This window comes from Bacillus cereus group sp. MG1 (assembly GCF_040460035.1).
Taxonomy (GTDB): domain Bacteria; phylum Bacillota; class Bacilli; order Bacillales; family Bacillaceae_G; genus Bacillus_A; species Bacillus_A cereus.
In genome coordinates, this window is record NZ_JARVGY010000001.1 from 4,291,642 (window position 1) to 4,309,405 (window position 17,764).

Consider the following 17,764-nt stretch of genomic DNA (forward strand, 5'->3'; position numbering starts at 1 on the left):
GAGGAAGAATAAAATGATAAAGCCTATTAAAATTGGTATCGGTGGTCCGGTAGGTGCTGGGAAAACCATGTTAGTTGAAAAGTTAACAAAACATCTAAATACAGATTATGAAATTGCAGCAATTACAAACGATATTTATACGAAAGAAGATGCAAAGATTTTATTGAAAACAGGTGTTTTATCAGAAGATAGAATTATTGGTGTAGAGACAGGGGGGTGCCCGCATACAGCAATTCGAGAGGACGCTTCTATGAATTTTGAAGCAATTGAAGAACTCATGATTAGACATAATAATTTAGATATTATTTTTATTGAAAGCGGGGGTGATAATTTAGCTGCCACATTTAGTCCGGAGCTAGTGGATTTTTCAATTTATATTATTGATGTGGCACAGGGAGAAAAGATTCCGCGTAAAGGTGGACAAGGAATGATCAAATCTGATGTATTTGTAATTAATAAAACGGATTTGGCACCTTATGTAGGAGCTAATCTTGGAGTTATGGAGCAGGATACGAAAAATTACCGACATAATAAACCATACTTTTTTACAAATTTGAAGGATGAGGAAGGTTTACAAGAATTAATAAATTGGATGAGACAGAACATTATGTTAGAAGGACTGAAAAAATGAAATCCCCTACAGGTGTCTTAAACATTGATATGATGGAAAAGAGACATAAAACCGTACCTATTAAGGTTTATCATAAAGATGCCTTAAAAGTAACGCAGCCAATATATTTGGATGAGTATGGTAGAGCATATTACTATATTATGAATTCTGGTGGAGGCTATTTAAAAGGAGATTTCTATTCTATAAATATAAATGTTGGTAAAGATGCGAAAACATATATAACAAGCCAATCAGCAACGAAAGTTTACAAGACTCCAAATAGTTATGCTTTGCAAGAATTGAATTTTTATATTGGTGAGAATGCTGTTATGGAGTATTTACCAGACCCGTTAATTATGTACAAGGATGCAGCATATAAGCAAAAAACAAATATATATATGCAAAATAATTCTACATTGATTTTATGCGATTCAGTTACGCCTGGTTGGTCGCCAAATATGGAGAAGTTCACATACCAATATTTTGATTCGTTAACAAAAATATATATGGAAAATAAACTTGTAGTATACGATCATTTATTGCTAAACCCTTTCAAAGAGTCGTTAGATCAAATGGGAATATTAAATCAATATTCCCATTATGGTACTTTCATAGTTATTAATGAGAACATTACAAATGATTTAATTGCAACATTGAAAACATCACTTTCTAACACTAACAATATGAAAATTGGAATATCTTCTACACCATGTAAAGGCTTTGTCATTCGCATACTTAGTCATAATACTGAGGATATGGAGTCTATATTTTTTCAGTGTCATCGTTTTGTTAGAGAGAATTGTCTACATGAAGAATTAACATCCTATCGAAAATATTAAGTAGGAGAAGGGGATACTATGACTAATGTGGGATTATTGTTTGTCGGTGCAGTTCTATTTATGAATTCACTAGCAGCTTTTAAACTTATTGATAGCAAAAGTGTAGGATACTTTAATTTATTTGTAGGGGCATTACAAACTTTGACACCATTATATTTATTATTTACAGGAAGTCAATCCGATGAGTGGACTATCCTATCTAATGGAACTATTTTTTTATTTGGTTTTACTTATTTATATGTTGGTCTTACGAATATATTAAAACTTGATTCTTCAGGTGTAGGTTACTATTCTCTTTGGGTTGCTATCATTGCAACGGTTATGGGAATTGTGAATCAATTACATGAGAGTGGTAGTTTGCAAAGTACAATAATTTGGTTCTTTTGGGCATTCCTTTGGTTTTTATTTTTCCTACAAGATGGATTGAAAAAGAAGATTCATATTTATGTAGGTATTGTTTGCTTCATTGAATCTTGGATTACTGCAACAGTACCAGCTCTGTTAACACTTACAAATCATACCGACGTGTTAAATAATTTTGTAATTATTTTAGCGACTATTATAACGATTTTAGTTTTTATTATGGCACTTTTCTTTTTCAAGAGTATTCAATTTAAAGTAGAAAGGGTTAGTAACTATGTGGAAAAGTGAACTGAAAAAGGCAACCAACTTTTTTGTTATTATTATATTTCTTCATGTGCTTGGAATTTTATTATTATTACCGGCGCTATATAAAGGTAATAGCATAATCGGAATGGCTATTATTGCATATTCTTTAGGGTTGCGTCATGCGTTTGATAGTGATCATATTGTCGCAATTGATAATACTGTTCGGAAATTAATTGAAAAAGGTAAAAACTCACAGGGGGTGGGATTTTACTTCTCATTAGGACACTCTACGGTAGTATTTGCGATGATTGTATTAATTGCTTTAATTGGAAAAACGGCAAAACATGGAATGGAGAGCTTTTCAACTATAGGCGGTATTATCGGTACAATCGTTTCTAGTACATTCCTTATCATTATTGGTCTTACCAATCTGTTGTACCTTATTAAAGTGTTGAGAAGCCACGAGGACAAACAGCCAGAAAATTTAGGGTTTATATATCGTTTCACACAGCGCTTATTTACGTTTATTGATAGTCAGAAGCAATTGTATATAATCGGTTTTTTATTTGGACTTGGTTTTGATACAGCGAGTGAAATTGGATTAATTGCTCTTTCTACAGTAACTGCAACAAGTCAATCTATTCCACTTGTAAGTATATTTGCTTTCCCCGTTTTGTTTGCTGCCGGAATGTCATTGATGGATACATTAGATAGTACATTCATGAATACGAATTATAAGTGGGCAATGGAAAATAGTCGAATAAGAAATTCATATAATGTATTAATTACCTCAATATCTGTTATTACGGCTTTTTTAATAGGGGGATATCAACTATTATCTTTGCTTATTGAAAGCTATAATTTACAGGGCCCGTTTTGGAATCTCATACAAGTAGTTAATTTTGATTATCTGGGTATATGTCTTGTTGCATTCTTTATTATTTCTCTTATTGTTTTTGTTGTATGGAATAGAAATGCCTTTAAAGAACCGCTTACAAAGAGCATAGAGAAATAAAAATATATCATATGTCATTTGGTTCATTATGTATATAAAGTAAAATAAAAAACACGTTAGATGAAAATTCATCCAACGTGTTTTTTATTATTTATGTTCCTTATATTCATGTACTTTTTCTTTCACATTACCAACTGTATCTTTAGCAGTGCCTTTCACCTTATCCCATTTTCCTTCAGCTTGTAATTTCTTATTGTCAGTTACTTTCCCAACAGCTTCTTTTACTTCGCCTTTTACCTTATCAATGGCACCTTCTACTTTTTCTTTTAAACCGTGTTCATGCTTAGTCATACATTTCTCCTCCTTGTAGTTTGATTAGAATTCTCTTTTCATAGTGCAAGTTGAATGATGTACCTAGTAATAGCGTAACAAATCTAGTTGGAATATTCAAATGATTAATAGGATAGAAAAGGAATTGTCATAAAATGTTTAAAAATGTAACGGAAGGAGAAATAAAGTAAATTATAATATGTCTCTTGCGGTCCATATTGATTTTGTATAAGCAATTTTCATGTGGGCACGTTCCATGTTATTTTGACTGCCGCTACCGAACCTTGCTTGTCCAACTATTAAAGTACAATTGGATTCAATAGCTGTCTTAATTCGTTTTTGAATTAATGCAGTATGACAGCCTTTACGCTGAAATTCTGGCAAAGTAGCAGAAGCAGCTAATGATGCGACACCCTTATTTATATACAGGACACCAATACCAGCAGGGATATTTTGAACTTCAGCTATGAAAAAATGCCATCCTGGTTCATTGTAAAGAATTTCATTATTTTGGCGCACGCTATCTTTTGTAAAGGATGGCATATTAAATCCACATACATAAATGTCTGCAAAAATATCAAACTCATTTTCTTTTAGTTTTCGTATTGTAATATTAGAAGGAAGAAGTGATGAACCCTCTCTCGGTATACTATACAAAGCGGTATGGAAGCTAGATTGATAAAACCCTTTTTGAGATAAGTATTGAAATAATTCAGTTGTACCTTGTGCTGGGGTAATTTCAAAACGACAAGGGATTTGTAGTGATTCATAATAAGAAATGATTGCATCAATCGCATCTGCATTTGTAATACCTTTTACCGTATTAAAAGCAGGACCAGCAATTATTTTTGATGAAAAGGCAGTGGCGCTACCGAATTTTTTTATTTGCACTTGCATGGGGTTTCCGCTTATTGTTTGTAGTCTCTCTAATCTAGAAGAGAGCATATCAATTTCTGCATTTTCAATTTCTGTTGCTATATCGAGTGTCATAACAGTAGTCATAAAATTCCTCCGTTAATAAATATATTTCATAGTATATATACGATTTTTGTTTTGAGATTCCTGTTGTAATGTAGGAGAATAAGAAGTTTTTTGGAAGGGAAATGGAATTGAACTGTCGAAGGGAGTAGAAACAGATTAAAGGTGGTGCTCTCATGAAACAGAAAGACGTGCAGACATGCTCTAATTGTGGTTCTCAAAATATAGGAGAAGGTGAGTTTGTTGGATATGCACAAATACGGAAAAAGGAAACGATGTTCACATCTTCACCGGTGGATGCTTATATTTGTACAGATTGTGGGAATATCCTTTTATTAAAGGTAAGGAATTATGAAAGGTTTAAACAGAAACCTTTATGATTATTGAGAAGTGGTCATATCCAACTTTGTATACGAAACGACTTATGTTAAGGAAAATGAATATGAGTGATAGTTTACATATATATGAGTATGCTACAGATAAAGAGATGACAACTTTTACTGTATGGGATGCTCATTGATCGTTATGTGACACATATAACTATATAGAAGAAATTGTGGGGCAATATAATGGAGGGCAAGTAGCACCTCTTGGAATTGTATTAAAAGAGGAGAAGAAACTTATAGGCACGTGTGGATTTATAAAATATGATTTGGTCACACATACAGCAGAAATTGCATACGCCTTATCTCGAAAATATTGGGGAAGAGGATTAGCTACGGAGGCTGCATTAGCTTTTTTCTACTATGGTTTTCATGAGTTGCATCTTAATAGTATTGAAGCGGGATGTGATTCAGAAAATGAAGCATCTGAAAAATTAATGAAACGTTTGAATATGGAGTACGAGTGCACGATTCAAAAGGATATGTTCATTAAAGGTAAGTATCGTGACACGAAAAGATATTGTATATCTCGAGAAAGATATATGGATAAATGAAATATTTCATATAAAAAACTCCTTTAAATGAATAAAGGAGTTTTTTTATTTTTCATAACAATAATTACCTTTAATTGTTATAATTGGTTGTTAAGGGGTCTTGGTTTATTAACGCCATAATCATAGAAGGAAAATAGCTAAATCGTCTATAAAACCACTAAATAACACAATCGCAACCGTAAGTTGACAAAGTGCAACCCCGGGAAGATAGAGATAAGGGCAATGTCTACATACAATTTAGGTAAGAAAACAAAGGGGGGCACACATATGGGATTTGGTGAAAAGCTTTTTAAATTAAGAAAGGAAAAGGGCCTTTCTCAAGAAGCATTAGCTGAAAAATTAAACACAACAAGGCAAGCGGTTAGTAAATGGGAAAACGGTCAAGGTTTTCCTGAAACTGAAAAGTTAATAATGATTGGAAATGTTTTTGAAGTATCACTCGACTATTTATTAAAAGAAACTGCAGAGCAAAGTAATGAAAATGTGGATGGCTATTACGTAAGTCAGGAAATGGCAGAAGGGTATATAGTGTACGGACAAAAGATTTCAAAATATATAGCGTTAGGGTTTAGTTTGCTTATTTTGTCTACAATACCGTATCTATTATTTAAAGAAAATGCAACAATGTCGACATTTCTTGTCATTATCATTGCTGTTCTTGGAATTGGAGCAATGATGGCACCTGTAACGATAGAAGAGAGTCGATACAATGTATTGAAAAAGGAAGAACTACTATTTGATCAAAACTTTCTAAAAGAATTGACAAAAAGATATGTGATTATTAAGAAGAAGTATGCCGCGGTAATGATCGTTGGATTTTGTTTTATAGCAGCAGGCGCGATCCCGTTTTTGTTTGAGAAAAAGCATATCACTTCAGGGGAATTAGTTCAGTATTATCCGTACTGTGTTGTACTTATTGCTATCGGAGTTTATCTTTTTGTTCGTGTGTTAGGAGTATGGGAGATATATCGAATTTTAGTAGAAAATAAGGAATACAGTAATCGTTTTATTTTTAAACTGAAAAAGAAAGTAAGAAAAAAGGTAGATAGTTTATAAAAGATAAAAAACATGTTTCGAATCAATGTATTCAAAACATGTTTTTTATCGTTCTGAATTATTTCCAAAGAAATAATTCAGAAAAAACAGAAAAATGTCGTAACCATTTGCGGAAGTCTGTTATAATAAACGAAAAATGAAAACGCTTTAAAGGGGGATATAACCAATATGATGATGAATGTACCGCTAACAATTAGTTCTATGATGGAAAGAGCAGAGAAACTGTTTTCGAAGAAAGAAATTGTTTCACGGACACATGATACAGTTACAACGTTAACATATAAGCAGTTAGGGGAAAGGACGAGAAGACTTTCCAGTGCGTTGAAAAAGCTTGGAATTAAAGAAGGTGAACCTGTAGGAACATTAGCGTGGAACCATCATCGACATGTAGAAGCGTATTTTGCTATTCCAGGTATTGCTTCTGTTTTGCACACGATTAATATTCGTTTATCTCCTCAACATATTTCATACATTATTCAGCACGCAGAAGACCGAATTCTACTTATAGATGAAGATCTCGTACCGCTCGTTGAAAATATTCAATCACAATTATCAACTGTACAAGCTTACATTATTATGACTGATAAAGATGAACTTCCAAATACTATGCTGGAGCCTGTATATCATTATGAAAAGCTATTAGAAGAAGGCGATCCCAATTTCCAATTTGTAAAAGATATTGATGAAAATACACCTGCTGGTATGTGTTATACGTCAGCGACTACAGGAAACCCAAAAGGTGTTGTATATACGCATCGTAGTACTGTATTGCATTGTATGGCACTCGGTTTAGCTGATACAGCTGCTTTATCGGAAAGTGACGCAGCAATGGCAATCGTCCCGATGTTTCATGTGAACGCTTGGGGACTTCCTTTTGCGGCTACTTGGTTTGGATCAAAACAAGTTCTTCCTGGACCGATGTTTACCCCGAAAATTTTATTAGAGATGATTCAATCAGAAAAAGTGACGTTAGCTGCGGGTGTGCCGACAATTTGGCTCGGCGTATTACAAGAGTTAGAAAATAATAGTTACGATTTATCTAGTATGACGAGAATACTATGCAGAGGTGCAGCTGCGCCGAAAAGCGTTATTAAAGCATTTGAACAGAAACATAATGTTCCATTCATACATGCATATGGTATGACTGAAACGAGCCCACTCGTAACACTTGCACGTTTAAAAAGTTATGAAACAGAATTATCGTATGAAGAGCAATTAGAAATTAGATCAAAACAAGGGTATCTTGTCCCTGGTGTAGAGATGAAAGTAGTCGGTACAAATGGTGAAGTGAAGTGGGATGGTACGGAGATGGGAGAACTATGTTTACGAGCGCCATGGATCGCTGAAAGCTATTATAACGATAATCGTACTGTCGAAGGTTTTCGTGATGGTTGGTTATATACAGGAGATGTCGTTACGGTTGATGAGGAAGGCTGCGTGAAAATTGTTGACCGTACGAAGGATGTTATTAAAAGCGGGGGAGAATGGATTTCTTCGGTCGATCTTGAAAATGCTTTAATGGCACATGATGCTATATTTGAAGCGGCCGTCGTTGCGATTCCTCACCCTCAGTGGCAAGAGCGACCAATTGCCTGCGTCGTTCAAAAGAAAAATAGTACGGTTACAAAAGAAGAAATATATGAGTTTTTAAAACCACAGTTTGCGAAGTGGTGGTTACCAGATGATATTGTATTTATGGAAGAAATACCGAAAACATCTGTTGGGAAGTTTTTGAAACAGGCGCTTCGGAAAGAACTGGAGCATTTGCATAGAGAGAAATAAGTGAATTCTTATTTGTAAACTTAAATTAAATAAAAGTTGACAAAAGAAGGGTGGAAAGATAATATAATTTTCGTGATATGTTACCTAAAAACACTTTTAAGTTTACAAACAGGAGAAGAAAATATGCATACAAAAAAATTAGTTTTCGTCGCTTTATTTAGTTCTATTATGGGAGTGTTAGGGTTAATACCTCCGATTGCTCTTTCTATTACACCAGTTCCGATTACATTGCAATCACTCGGTGTTATGCTTGCGGGTGGATTGTTAGGGTCACGCCTTGGTGCATTAAGTCAGCTTATTTTCTTACTTATTGTAGGAGTTGGAGCACCATTACTTGCTGGTGGACGCGGTGGCCTTGGTGTATTTGTTGGGCCAAGTGCAGGATATTTACTTGGTTACATCATTGGAGCGTTTGTTATTGGTTATTTAATTGAGCGTTTACGTGAAGTTTCTATTATAAAAGTATTATGTATTAATATAATTGGTGGTATTTTCGTAGTTTATGTATTTGGTATTACTGTACAAGCGTTTTTAATGGATGTTTCTGTATGGGAGACAATGAAAGTGAGTGCTGTGTTTTTACCAGGGGATTGTATAAAAGCAATTATCGCGGCGATTCTCGTAACAAAATTACATCGTTCATTGAAACATATTATTACGCCCGCTTTAAAGAATGGAAAATATACAAATGCGGGATGATAAAGGGAAGAAACACGTTAATTCCGTGTTTCTTTTTATTATTTTTGTAAAGAAAGGACGTCTCATATGGGTATTACAAAAGAATACAAAAAGCATGCCTCTTTACAACCAAATAAAATAGCGATAAAGGAAAATGATAGAGTTTTAACATATAAAGAGTGGTTCGAATCAGTTTGTAAAGTAGCAAACTGGTTGCACGCAACAGAATCAAAGAATAAAACAATAGCAATCCTATTAGAAAATCGTATAGAGTTTTTACAACTATTCGCTGATGCCGCTATGGCCGGGTGGGTTTGTGTTCCGTTAGATATAAAGTGGAAACAAGATGAGCTCAGAGAAAGAATTGAGATCAGTAATCTGGATATGATTGTGACAGAACGATATAAGGTAAATGATCTACCTGATGAAGAAGGAAGAGTAATTGAAATTGATGAGTGGAAAAGAATGATAGAGAAATATCTTCCTACACATTCCACTGTAGAAAGTTTACGAAATGCTCCCTTTTATATGGGATTTACATCAGGATCAACTGGAAAAGCAAAAGCATTTTTACGTGCACAGCAATCGTGGGTTCATAGTTTTGATTGTAATGTACATGACTTTCATATGAAAATGGAGGATTCAATTTTAATAGCTGGGACGCTCGTTCATTCTCTTTTCTTATACGGGGCAATAAGTGCATTATATGTAGGACAAACGGTGCACATTATGAGAAAGTTCATTCCGAATCAAGTATTAGATAAGTTAGAAACTGAAAATATATCGGTTATGTATACAGTTCCGACAATGCTTGAATCTTTATATAAAGAAAATAGATTAATAGAAAATAAAATGAAAATTATTTCATCAGGAGCGAAATGGGAAGCTGAAGCGAAAGAAAAAATAAAGAATATATTTCCTTATGCGAAAAGATATGAATTTTATGGTGCATCAGAGTTAAGTTTTGTAACAGCACTAGTCGATGCAGAAAGCGAAAGAAGGCCAAATTCAGTAGGAAAACCTTGTCACAATGTGCAAGTTCGAATATGTAATGAAGCAGGCGAAGAAGTACAAAAAGGCGAGATAGGAACTGTTTATGTGAAAAGTGATCAGTTTTTTATGGGATACATAATAGATGGGGGTTTAACACGGGAGTTGAATGCAGATGGCTGGATGACAGTGCGAGATGTAGGCTATGAAGATGAAGAAGGCTTTATATATATTGTTGGTAGAGAGAAGAATATGATTTTATTTGGAGGAATCAATATTTATCCAGAAGAAATAGAAAGTGTATTACATGAACACCCAGCTGTTGATGAAATAGTTGTAATTGGTGTGAAAGATAGTTACTGGGGTGAAAAGCCCGTCGCGATCGTAAAAGGAAGTGCTACGAAACAACAATTAAAGAGTTTTTGCTTACAACGATTATCCTCGTTTAAAATACCGAAAGAATGGCATTTTGTAGATGGAATACCTTATACAAATAGTGGGAAAATCGCTCGTATGGAAGCAAAAAGTATGATTGAAAACCGGGAGAAAACATATGAATAAGGCAGTTATTGTAGAGGCGAAAAGAACACCTATCGGTAAGAAGGATGGGATATTAAAAGAGTATGAAGTTCAGCAATTAGCAACGCCGCTTCTTACGTTTTTAAGTAAAGGAATTAAGAGAGAGATAGACGATGTTATATTAGGAAATGTTGTTGGGCCAGGAGGGAATGTTGCAAGATTATCTGCTTTAGAGGCAGGACTTGGCTATCATATTCCTGGTGTAACGATTGATCGGCAATGTGGTGCTGGTTTAGAAGCAATTCGAACTGCGTGTCATCTCATTCAAGGCGGGGCAGGTAATTGCTATATCGCCGGAGGAGTAGAGAGTACAAGTACGTCACCTTTTCAAAAAAGAGCAAGATTTTCACCTGAAACAATTGGTGATCCTGACATGGGAGTAGCGGCTGAATATGTTGCGGAGCGTTATAACATAACGAGAGAAATGCAAGACGAGTACGCTTGTCTTAGTTATAAGCGGACACTGCAAGCGTTAGAAAAAGGATATATACATGATGAAATATTTTCTTTTAATGGATTATTAGATGAATCTATAAAGCCAGAAATGAATTATGAACGAATCATTAAAAGAACGAAGCCCGCATTTTTACAAAATGGAACAGTGACGGCAGGTAATTCATGTGGTGTAAATGATGGGGCATGTGCTGTTCTTGTAATGGAAGAGGGACAAGCCCTAAAGTTCGGTTATAAACCTGTCCTTCGTTTCGTTCGTAGTACTGTAGTGGGAGTGGATCCCAATCTTCCAGGGACTGGTCCGATATTTGCGGTGAACAGATTATTAAACGAAATGAATGTAAAAGTAGAGGACATCGATTATTTTGAAATAAATGAAGCATTCGCCTCAAAAGTTGTTGCTTGCGCAAAAGAGTTACAAATTCCGTATGAAAAATTAAATGTAAATGGTGGGGCAATTGCGCTCGGTCATCCGTACGGTGCATCTGGGGCTATGCTTGTAACACGTTTGTTTTATCAGGCTCAAAGAGAGTTTATGAAATATGGAATTGCTACATTAGGAATTGGAGGCGGGATAGGGATTGCGCTATTATTTGAGAAAGTAGAAGACTAGTGAGGTAACTAGTTTTCTACTTTTTGAGGAACATAAACATTGCTGCCAGGCTTCGCTTTCATTTCGTTCCAAGCAGCAATCGCATCAGCTTTTGCTTTTCCTTTATTATTTGGATCTTTGAAAAAGTCCCGAGTAAAGCGATTGTATTCAAATTGCGCGCTGATCGTTGTTTTATAAGTAGGATCTTTTTTTCGTTCGTTTTCTTCATACCAAAATGTTATCGCGTCTTCATATGTTTTTCCAACATTCTCTTTAAAAAACTTTTGAAGAGCTACTGTAAAGCGGAAGTTTGTTTCGATTTTTTCTTTGAAAAAAGCACGAACATCTTCGCTACAGCGGTGATTTTTAGTAATAATCGTTTGAAGAGAAAGGTCTTTATAAGAGAGGGGAGCTTTGCTCACTTTTGGCACAGAGCTGTTTTTTAAGACTTTCCCCGTAGTTAAATAATGTGAGATACGCTCGGTTATTTCGATCTTAGAGCCACTAGCTGGCAGACCATGCTCGCGACAAAATGTTTGCAGTTCTGCTTTTAACCAATAATAATTTTGGAAATCTGTAAGAGATATAGTTTTTGTTAAAGATGGTCGCATGAATGTAACAACTACTTTCTTCCATAATTTTCTTTAATTATAAAACATACGTTCTTTTTATGGAAGGATTAATGTGTAAATATAATGGGAAGAGGAGGTTATATATAGAAAATATAATGCAAGTTCGTGTTACGGGAATTTTAATTGAAGATGAAAAAGTATTGCTAGTAAAGCAAAAAGTGGCTAATCGCGATTGGTCTTTACCTGGAGGAAGGGTAGAGAATGGTGAAACGTTAGAAGAAGCGATGATTCGAGAAATGAGAGAAGAAACAGGATTAGAAGTTAAAATTAAGAAGCTACTCTATGTTTGTGATAAACCAGATGCTAGTCCATCTTTGTTACATATTACGTTTCTGCTTGAAAGGATTGAAGGTGAAATTACACTACCTTCTAACGAGTTCGATCATAATCCGATTCATGATGTGCAAATGGTACCGATTAACGAATTAAGTTATTATGGTTTTTCGGAAACTTTTATCAATCTTATAAGTGGCGGTTTTGCAAATGCAGGAAGTTATCAAGGGTTGAAACAACATATAGGCCTGTAAATATAGTTGAAGGATAGCCGTTAGCTATCCTTCATAAACATGTTTTACACTGCTGACTGTAAAGAAGAAACAAGCTGATTTAAAAACTCGTCCCCGTTCATAACCGCTTTTCCGCCGCCGCGTGCACTCTTTTTATTTCCGCCACCTTTTCCTTCAATTGTAGGAAGAGCATCTTTTAAAAGAGCATTCATATCGAGCGTTACTGTTTTTCCGCAAGCGAGAATACATTGTAGTTTGTCATCATTTTCAATAACGAAATACGTAATTGCATGCTCTTGTTGTTCTGTAATGATAGCTGATATTTTTGCAATTTCTTGCATAGAACGATCTGTAAATGCTTTAGAAATAAGTAACCCAGCATGTATTTCGGTGGGCTGTTGCAGTAATTCATTTGCCTCTGCAAATAATAATTTTTCATTCATTGTTTGTATTGTTTTTTCGTTTTCCTTTTGAGAGGTAAGAAGCTGTGCCACTTTTGCTGGGATATCAGTTTCGCTACTGTTTAATTGTTTGGAAACATCTTTCATAATTTGTTGCTGTTGCCCCATTAATTTAAGTGTACGCCAACCAGCGATAAAGGTTAAGCGTATACCACCTTTATTGCGCTCCCATCCTAGTACTTGAATAAGACCAACTTCACCAGTGCGTTTCGGATGGGTTCCACCACAGCCGTTGTAGTCGTAATTTTCGATAATAACAACGCGTATATTTTCTGTTATATTCGGTTCTTTACGAAGAGGTAATGTTTTCGCTTCTTCTAAGTTCATCCACTCTATACGGATTGGATGGTTTTCAAAAACAATTTTGTTTGCAATTTGTACTGCTTTTTCAACTGTTTCTGTATGCAGATTTTCTGTTTCTAAATCGATTGTTACCGTTTCTTTACCAAGATGGAATCCAATCGTAGGTATGTTAAAATGGTCCCAAAAAGCAGCAGATAAAATGTGCTGAGCCGCATGTTGCTGCATATGATCAAAACGGCGCTCCCAATTAATTTTACCTTCTACGTCTTCTGTATGTAATTGTTCTGCGATGTAGTGACGAATTTCTCCGTTTATCTCTTCTACATTGATTACATTGATATCATTTAATGTACCAGTATCATATGGTTGTCCGCCACCTGTCGGATAAAATGCTGTTTCATTCAAAACAACGTATAAGTTACCGTTTTTATCATAATCTTGCTTTATAATTTTAGTAGTAAAGTCTTGCTTATAAGCGTCAGTGTAATATAATTTGTGCTCCAATTTTCTTTCTCCTCTCGCATTAACTAGTTTCATTGTAAAGCAATTGAAATTAGTTTCCTAATATTTCAGAAGAAAGAAACTATTTTTAGAATTTTCTTGCTATAATAAGAAGAAAATGCGGGGGTGGAATAAATATGTTATATGAAAATGGCGTAGATAAACTGCTTAGTTTAAGCAAAAATATTTCTGAATTGTATCGAGAATTAAATGAAATGACCCGGATTTTAACGGAGTGTAATCGAGAAAGTGTGAAGTTTGATCGGTTATATGTAAAAGAGTTACTTTGGAAGAAAGAAGATGTAATAGAGAAATATGACCAGCTACTTGTACAACTTTGTATTAACGAATGCTTTGATCTAAAAAGTGTCATTACAGGCGAATATAAGTATACATATGAAGAAGTGGAGAACATCGTTTTACAATTTAATGAGAAGTATAATGTTGCAATATTAATTAAAGATGTTTGTAAAGAATTACAGTTTACATATGGCATAGATATGGATATAACGAGAACAGCGCGGGTATCAACAGCGCAAGTATAAAAAGGGAAAAGAAAGCAGATCCTTTGCTTTCTTTTTTTATGTAAGAACAGGGAGAGTAGGTTTTTAAGATGAAGGGGAAGTTGCAAAATATTCATCCGTTAGGAATGACAATTATAATAGGGACTTTATTTGCGAGGTTTGCCACGTCAATGAGTATTCCTTTTTTAGCAATTTATTTAACGACTGTGAAAGGTGTATCAGCTGGAATGACAGGTGCTATTATCGGAACGAGTGCACTTGTTGGAGTGTTTGCTAGTTTTATCGGAGGGAATTTATCAGATCGATTCGGTCGAAATATGATTATAATATGGTCCATGATCGTTTGGGTCTTTGTATTCATTGGTTTTTCACTTGCAGATCATGTTTTAAGTTTCTTTTTATTAAATGCTTTGAATGGATTATGTAGGTCATTTTTTGAGCCAACATCAAGAGCGTTATTATCAGATTTAACGAAACCTGAGTATCGTTTACTCGTATATAATTTGCGTTACGGTGCAATCAATGTTGGAGTAGCGATTGGCCCACTTGTCGGGTTACAGATTGGAAGCGCAAAATCAACAATTCCGTTTTTAGTAGCAGCTGGAGTATACATTTTATATACAGCTATATTAGCGTTCCAATTTAAGAAGTATCCGATTGAAAAAAAGAAAGTAAATACAGAAAAGCCTGTCACAATGTTAAAGGCAATTCGTATTTTGCGAAAGGATGTCGTATTTTTAGTTGCACTAGTTGGTATTATTTTGAGTAATTGTGGTTTTTCACATTTAACGACAACAGTATCTCAATATTTTGCAAATGCACATATATTTCAGGATGGAGTGAAATTATTTTCATATATGCTAGCTTTAAATGCGATTGTTGTAGTCGTAATTCAATACCCTGTTATTCAAATTTGTAAAAAGTATACACCGTTAACATCAATTATGGTGGGGGCTTTATTTGTGAGTGGGGGATTATTTGGCTTTGGAATAGTAGAATCCATGCTAGGTGCTGCCGTTTGTACAATTATTTTTACAATTGGAGAAGTCTTAATGTTTTCGATGACGGATGTATTTATTGATGATATTGCTGTTGCGCATCTAAAAGGAACATACTTCGGTGCGATGGGCTTTTCGGGAATTGGAGCAGTAATAGGTCCGTGGTTTGGAGGAGTACTTCTCGATTACTACGGGTACCAAAATGGGTTTGCAGTATTTTCAGCATTAGCTACATTCTCAACTGTGGCATTTCCTGTGCTTTTAGTTACAAAAGGTTTATTGAAAAAAAGGTATGATAGAAATTCTAATATAGAAATGCATGCGAAATAACATAAGCCCCAGTACCAACTGGGGCTTATGTTTGTATTATATTAACTCTTAATTTGAAAAAAGAACTTTCTTTTCATGTTTATCAGCAACTTCATTTTTGGAAATATGAATGGCCAAAAAACCATTCTCTAAGCAGGCTAGCATCTTCTTATAAATAACATTAGCGGGTAAAGGGATAGTTCGCTGCAAAGAAATGTTTTTATGAAGTATGCAAATGGTTAGGCCTGTCTCCATCTTTTTAATGACTACATTTTGTTCATTGGCATTTGGTACATCTGTTTCCAAAATGTATTCTTGTTCAGTTTCGCAAAGGTCAATATGAATTTGATTTGGGAAACTAAAGTTACTACAAGAGTCAGAACAAAACTGATCCATCCATTCTTCGAAACCATCAACATGAAAAAGACAATCCTTCTTTTTCTTGCCCATGTAAGACACCCTCCGTAAAATCTCAATTCATACTATGTTATGCATGAATGAATTAGGGGTGAAGAATAAATGGAAAAATATAAACATTGTATGTGGAAAAGATAGCTAGTGTGCACTTTTTGTTTTACATATCATGATGCGCATGATGTTTTTGGCGTGAATGGTTACGGTTTTTTACTTTATGAGATCCGCTTAATGGTTCAGGTTGTCCTTTTTTTTCTTTCGCTTCACGATTGTTTTTTCCCATTGTATGTGACACCTCCTCTTCCTTTTTAGAATGAGAGAAGTTTGCAAATTTATACGAGAATGTTTTTAGAAAAAAAGGTAAAGATAATTGGGACTAACTATTACAGAAAGGGGATTATATAATGCCATATCATAAAGATAAACAACAAGCGTTTCAAGCAGCGCAGCAAGGCGTTACACAAGCAGAAAATGCATTTAACAACATTGTGAAAAATGATCCAAACTACGGTCATGATTTAAAAGAATTACGCCAAGAGGTTCAGGAAGCATATGAACAAATTCAAAATGCACTAGAGGTAGCTTCAGAAACACAACGTCCACAACTTGAGCAATATGAAAATAATCTCCAAAATATAATGCGAAATGTAGATCAATTAGAAAAGTAAATTAGGTTGTTGTGTATTTGACAACCTAATTTACTTTAATGAACATTATGCGAAAACAGAAAATTTTTCTATTCGTTTTTTCTTTATTATGCGCAGTACATATATTTCAAGTTGAAAAAGTGGAAGCGAAAATGTTGCTCAGAAAAGAGCTAGAACCAACTGGCTATGTAACGTGGGAAGTACCTAATAATGAAAAAATTATTGCCATTACATTTGATGATGGACCAGATCCAACATATACACCACAAGTTTTACATTTATTACGTCAATATAAGGCTGAAGCGACATTTTTTATGATTGGATTTCGAGTTCAGCGCAATCCATATTTAGTGAAACAAGTGTTAAAAGAGGGACATGAGATTGGAAATCATACGATGAATCATTTATATGCAAATAGTTCATCAGATGAAAAATTAAAAAAAGATATTTTGGATGGAAAGAAATTTTTCGAAAAATGGGTGAAAGAACCGTTGCTATTCCGTCCTCCTGGTGGATATATTAACGATGCTGTATTTAAAACAGCAAAAGAAGCAGGTTATCAAACCGTTCTATGGTCGTGGCATCAAGACCCACGTGATTGGGCAAATCCAGGGGTGGAATCTATCGTAAATCATGTAGTGAAAAATGCTAAAAGTGGCGATATTGTATTGTTACATGATGGAGGAAATGATCGTAGTCAAACGGTAGCAGCACTAGCCAAAATTTTACCTGAGCTAAAAAAACAAGGCTATCGATTTGTAACGGTTTCGGAATTGTTACGTTATAAACATTAGAAAAAATCCCAAAAGGTGAATGTTCCTTTTGGGATTTTTCGTTACTGGTTCTTTTTGCGTTTCTTATTATTTTGTCTTTCTGCAGGAGTTAAGTTTTCATTTGCAAACTCTTCGTTATAACCAGTACCTTGTCCTTGTGCGGATGCTGCATTCATTCCTGAAATAGTATGATTTGCTTTTCTTTTACCCATTTTATTTCACCTCTATAACATTTTTTTGTATGTTGAATGATGAGCAGTTCATAGTGTGTATGAACTATAAGTAAAGCGCTAATAGAGCACTTTACT

Annotated in this window: 22 protein-coding genes and 1 pseudogene; 16 read left to right on the forward strand and 7 right to left on the reverse strand. The window is 34.7% G+C overall.

The window, feature by feature from the left end:
* Window positions 1-13 precede the first annotated feature (13 nt).
* From ureG to QCI79_RS22620, 4 genes are read left to right on the forward strand one after another with little or no spacing between them, the layout of a single operon-like run.
* Entirely contained in the window at window positions 14-631 is a 618-nt protein-coding gene (ureG, locus tag QCI79_RS22605) for an urease accessory protein UreG (protein WP_000594928.1), read from the forward strand.
* A complete protein-coding gene (locus QCI79_RS22610) occupies window positions 628-1,449 on the forward strand; it encodes an urease accessory protein UreD (RefSeq protein ID WP_000841915.1) in 822 nt (273 codons plus the stop codon). The genes ureG and QCI79_RS22610 overlap by 4 nt, the downstream gene beginning before the upstream one ends.
* An 18-nt stretch (window positions 1,450-1,467) precedes the next feature.
* Window positions 1,468-2,100 (forward strand): AmiS/UreI family transporter, encoded by a 633-nt coding sequence (locus QCI79_RS22615; RefSeq protein ID WP_000185993.1) that lies wholly within the window; start codon window positions 1,468-1,470, stop codon window positions 2,098-2,100.
* Window positions 2,087-3,073: a HoxN/HupN/NixA family nickel/cobalt transporter gene (locus QCI79_RS22620; RefSeq protein WP_000265977.1), complete on the forward strand. Its 987-nt coding sequence runs from the start codon at window positions 2,087-2,089 to the stop codon at window positions 3,071-3,073. The genes QCI79_RS22615 and QCI79_RS22620 overlap by 14 nt, the downstream gene beginning before the upstream one ends.
* A gap of 87 nt (window positions 3,074-3,160) precedes the next feature.
* Here the strand turns inward: QCI79_RS22620 and QCI79_RS22625 are convergent, their stop codons facing one another.
* Window positions 3,161-3,364, reverse strand: coding sequence for a CsbD family protein (locus tag QCI79_RS22625; protein WP_000160423.1), 204 nt, complete (start codon window positions 3,362-3,364; stop codon window positions 3,161-3,163).
* Window positions 3,365-3,535: 171 nt separating this feature from the next.
* The gene (locus QCI79_RS22630) at window positions 3,536-4,345 is read right to left on the reverse strand and encodes a GNAT family N-acetyltransferase (protein WP_000214338.1); all 810 of its coding nucleotides are present in this window, start codon (window positions 4,343-4,345) and stop codon (window positions 3,536-3,538) included.
* A 152-nt stretch (window positions 4,346-4,497) separates the two neighbouring features.
* Between QCI79_RS22630 and QCI79_RS22635 the strand changes: the two genes are divergently transcribed.
* The 7 genes and pseudogenes from QCI79_RS22635 to QCI79_RS22665 all read left to right on the forward strand — a co-directional run bounded on the left by QCI79_RS22635 (window position 4,498) and on the right by QCI79_RS22665 (window position 11,409).
* Window positions 4,498-4,701: a hypothetical protein gene (locus tag QCI79_RS22635; RefSeq protein WP_000810210.1), complete on the forward strand. Its 204-nt coding sequence runs from the start codon at window positions 4,498-4,500 to the stop codon at window positions 4,699-4,701.
* Window positions 4,698-5,258 (forward strand): annotated as a pseudogene (locus QCI79_RS22640) (GNAT family N-acetyltransferase). Before QCI79_RS22635 ends, QCI79_RS22640 begins: the two are co-directional and overlap by 4 nt.
* A 267-nt stretch (window positions 5,259-5,525) precedes the next feature.
* Entirely contained in the window at window positions 5,526-6,314 is a 789-nt protein-coding gene (locus QCI79_RS22645; RefSeq protein ID WP_000505614.1) for a helix-turn-helix domain-containing protein, read from the forward strand.
* 168 nt (window positions 6,315-6,482) lie between these two features.
* Window positions 6,483-8,096 (forward strand): long-chain fatty acid--CoA ligase, encoded by a 1,614-nt coding sequence (locus QCI79_RS22650; protein ID WP_021727659.1) that lies wholly within the window; start codon window positions 6,483-6,485, stop codon window positions 8,094-8,096.
* A 123-nt stretch (window positions 8,097-8,219) separates the two neighbouring features.
* Entirely contained in the window at window positions 8,220-8,795 is a 576-nt protein-coding gene (locus tag QCI79_RS22655; protein WP_000556954.1) for a biotin transporter BioY, read from the forward strand.
* A gap of 66 nt (window positions 8,796-8,861) precedes the next feature.
* Entirely contained in the window at window positions 8,862-10,325 is a 1,464-nt protein-coding gene (locus tag QCI79_RS22660) for an acyl-CoA synthetase (protein ID WP_021727660.1), read from the forward strand.
* Window positions 10,318-11,409: an acetyl-CoA C-acyltransferase gene (locus tag QCI79_RS22665; RefSeq protein WP_001030509.1), complete on the forward strand. Its 1,092-nt coding sequence runs from the start codon at window positions 10,318-10,320 to the stop codon at window positions 11,407-11,409. Before QCI79_RS22660 ends, QCI79_RS22665 begins: the two co-directional genes overlap by 8 nt.
* A gap of 8 nt (window positions 11,410-11,417) precedes the next feature.
* Here the strand turns inward: QCI79_RS22665 and QCI79_RS22670 are convergent, their stop codons facing one another.
* The gene (locus tag QCI79_RS22670; protein WP_001247881.1) at window positions 11,418-11,999 is read right to left on the reverse strand and encodes a DUF6434 domain-containing protein; all 582 of its coding nucleotides are present in this window, start codon (window positions 11,997-11,999) and stop codon (window positions 11,418-11,420) included.
* 59 nt (window positions 12,000-12,058) lie between these two features.
* On the opposite strand from QCI79_RS22670, the gene QCI79_RS22675 reads away from it, so the two are divergent.
* Window positions 12,059-12,547 carry an NUDIX domain-containing protein gene (locus QCI79_RS22675; protein WP_003284971.1) on the forward strand — a complete coding sequence of 163 codons (489 nt, stop codon included), beginning with the start codon at window positions 12,059-12,061 and terminating at the stop codon, window positions 12,545-12,547.
* 44 nt (window positions 12,548-12,591) lie between these two features.
* Here the strand turns inward: QCI79_RS22675 and QCI79_RS22680 are convergent, their stop codons facing one another.
* On the reverse strand, window positions 12,592-13,794 hold the full coding sequence (locus QCI79_RS22680; protein ID WP_000400380.1) for a serine-tRNA(Ala) deacylase AlaX: 1,203 nt from the start codon (window positions 13,792-13,794) through the stop codon (window positions 12,592-12,594).
* Between the two features lie 134 nt (window positions 13,795-13,928).
* Between QCI79_RS22680 and QCI79_RS22685 the strand changes: the two genes are divergently transcribed.
* Complete coding sequence (locus QCI79_RS22685) at window positions 13,929-14,336, forward strand: hypothetical protein (RefSeq protein WP_000965148.1); 408 nt, start codon at window positions 13,929-13,931, stop codon at window positions 14,334-14,336.
* Between the two features lie 68 nt (window positions 14,337-14,404).
* Window positions 14,405-15,643 carry an MDR family MFS transporter gene (locus QCI79_RS22690; RefSeq protein WP_000676828.1) on the forward strand — a complete coding sequence of 413 codons (1,239 nt, stop codon included), beginning with the start codon at window positions 14,405-14,407 and terminating at the stop codon, window positions 15,641-15,643.
* 48 nt (window positions 15,644-15,691) lie between these two features.
* On the opposite strand, the gene QCI79_RS22695 is transcribed toward QCI79_RS22690, so the two are convergent.
* Window positions 15,692-16,072, reverse strand: coding sequence for an Hsp20/alpha crystallin family protein (locus QCI79_RS22695; protein ID WP_000516731.1), 381 nt, complete (start codon window positions 16,070-16,072; stop codon window positions 15,692-15,694).
* Window positions 16,073-16,196: 124 nt separating this feature from the next.
* Window positions 16,197-16,319, reverse strand: a complete 123-nt coding sequence (locus tag QCI79_RS22700; RefSeq protein WP_000517649.1) for a small acid-soluble spore protein P — start codon at window positions 16,317-16,319, stop codon at window positions 16,197-16,199.
* A gap of 121 nt (window positions 16,320-16,440) precedes the next feature.
* Between QCI79_RS22700 and QCI79_RS22705 the strand changes: the two genes are divergently transcribed.
* Complete coding sequence (locus QCI79_RS22705; RefSeq protein WP_001146295.1) at window positions 16,441-16,704, forward strand: hypothetical protein; 264 nt, start codon at window positions 16,441-16,443, stop codon at window positions 16,702-16,704.
* Window positions 16,705-16,751: 47 nt separating this feature from the next.
* Window positions 16,752-17,477 (forward strand): polysaccharide deacetylase family sporulation protein PdaB, encoded by a 726-nt coding sequence (gene pdaB / locus QCI79_RS22710; RefSeq protein ID WP_003284976.1) that lies wholly within the window; start codon window positions 16,752-16,754, stop codon window positions 17,475-17,477.
* Window positions 17,478-17,518: 41 nt separating this feature from the next.
* On the opposite strand, the gene sspO is transcribed toward pdaB, so the two are convergent.
* Window positions 17,519-17,668 (reverse strand): acid-soluble spore protein SspO, encoded by a 150-nt coding sequence (gene sspO / locus QCI79_RS22715; protein ID WP_000518055.1) that lies wholly within the window; start codon window positions 17,666-17,668, stop codon window positions 17,519-17,521.
* Window positions 17,669-17,764 lie beyond the last annotated feature (96 nt).

What these genes read in the sequence shown, in the direction of transcription:
- ureG (WP_000594928.1), top strand. Translation starts at nt 14, where the DNA reads ATGATAAAGCCTATTAAAATTGGTATCGGTGGTCCGGTAGGTGCTGGG.
- QCI79_RS22610 (WP_000841915.1), top strand. Translation starts at nt 628, where the DNA reads ATGAAATCCCCTACAGGTGTCTTAAACATTGATATGATGGAAAAGAGA.
- QCI79_RS22615 (WP_000185993.1), top strand. Translation starts at nt 1,468, where the DNA reads ATGACTAATGTGGGATTATTGTTTGTCGGTGCAGTTCTATTTATGAAT.
- QCI79_RS22620 (WP_000265977.1), top strand. Translation starts at nt 2,087, where the DNA reads ATGTGGAAAAGTGAACTGAAAAAGGCAACCAACTTTTTTGTTATTATT.
- QCI79_RS22625 (WP_000160423.1), bottom strand. Translation starts at nt 3,364, where the DNA reads ATGACTAAGCATGAACACGGTTTAAAAGAAAAAGTAGAAGGTGCCATT.
- QCI79_RS22630 (WP_000214338.1), bottom strand. Translation starts at nt 4,345, where the DNA reads ATGACTACTGTTATGACACTCGATATAGCAACAGAAATTGAAAATGCA.
- QCI79_RS22635 (WP_000810210.1), top strand. Translation starts at nt 4,498, where the DNA reads ATGAAACAGAAAGACGTGCAGACATGCTCTAATTGTGGTTCTCAAAAT.
- QCI79_RS22645 (WP_000505614.1), top strand. Translation starts at nt 5,526, where the DNA reads ATGGGATTTGGTGAAAAGCTTTTTAAATTAAGAAAGGAAAAGGGCCTT.
- QCI79_RS22650 (WP_021727659.1), top strand. Translation starts at nt 6,483, where the DNA reads ATGATGATGAATGTACCGCTAACAATTAGTTCTATGATGGAAAGAGCA.
- QCI79_RS22655 (WP_000556954.1), top strand. Translation starts at nt 8,220, where the DNA reads ATGCATACAAAAAAATTAGTTTTCGTCGCTTTATTTAGTTCTATTATG.
- QCI79_RS22660 (WP_021727660.1), top strand. Translation starts at nt 8,862, where the DNA reads ATGGGTATTACAAAAGAATACAAAAAGCATGCCTCTTTACAACCAAAT.
- QCI79_RS22665 (WP_001030509.1), top strand. Translation starts at nt 10,318, where the DNA reads ATGAATAAGGCAGTTATTGTAGAGGCGAAAAGAACACCTATCGGTAAG.
- QCI79_RS22670 (WP_001247881.1), bottom strand. Translation starts at nt 11,999, where the DNA reads ATGCGACCATCTTTAACAAAAACTATATCTCTTACAGATTTCCAAAAT.
- QCI79_RS22675 (WP_003284971.1), top strand. Translation starts at nt 12,059, where the DNA reads ATGGAAGGATTAATGTGTAAATATAATGGGAAGAGGAGGTTATATATA.
- QCI79_RS22685 (WP_000965148.1), top strand. Translation starts at nt 13,929, where the DNA reads ATGTTATATGAAAATGGCGTAGATAAACTGCTTAGTTTAAGCAAAAAT.
- QCI79_RS22690 (WP_000676828.1), top strand. Translation starts at nt 14,405, where the DNA reads ATGAAGGGGAAGTTGCAAAATATTCATCCGTTAGGAATGACAATTATA.
- QCI79_RS22695 (WP_000516731.1), bottom strand. Translation starts at nt 16,072, where the DNA reads ATGGGCAAGAAAAAGAAGGATTGTCTTTTTCATGTTGATGGTTTCGAA.
- QCI79_RS22700 (WP_000517649.1), bottom strand. Translation starts at nt 16,319, where the DNA reads ATGGGAAAAAACAATCGTGAAGCGAAAGAAAAAAAAGGACAACCTGAA.
- QCI79_RS22705 (WP_001146295.1), top strand. Translation starts at nt 16,441, where the DNA reads ATGCCATATCATAAAGATAAACAACAAGCGTTTCAAGCAGCGCAGCAA.
- pdaB (WP_003284976.1), top strand. Translation starts at nt 16,752, where the DNA reads ATGCGAAAACAGAAAATTTTTCTATTCGTTTTTTCTTTATTATGCGCA.
- sspO (WP_000518055.1), bottom strand. Translation starts at nt 17,668, where the DNA reads ATGGGTAAAAGAAAAGCAAATCATACTATTTCAGGAATGAATGCAGCA.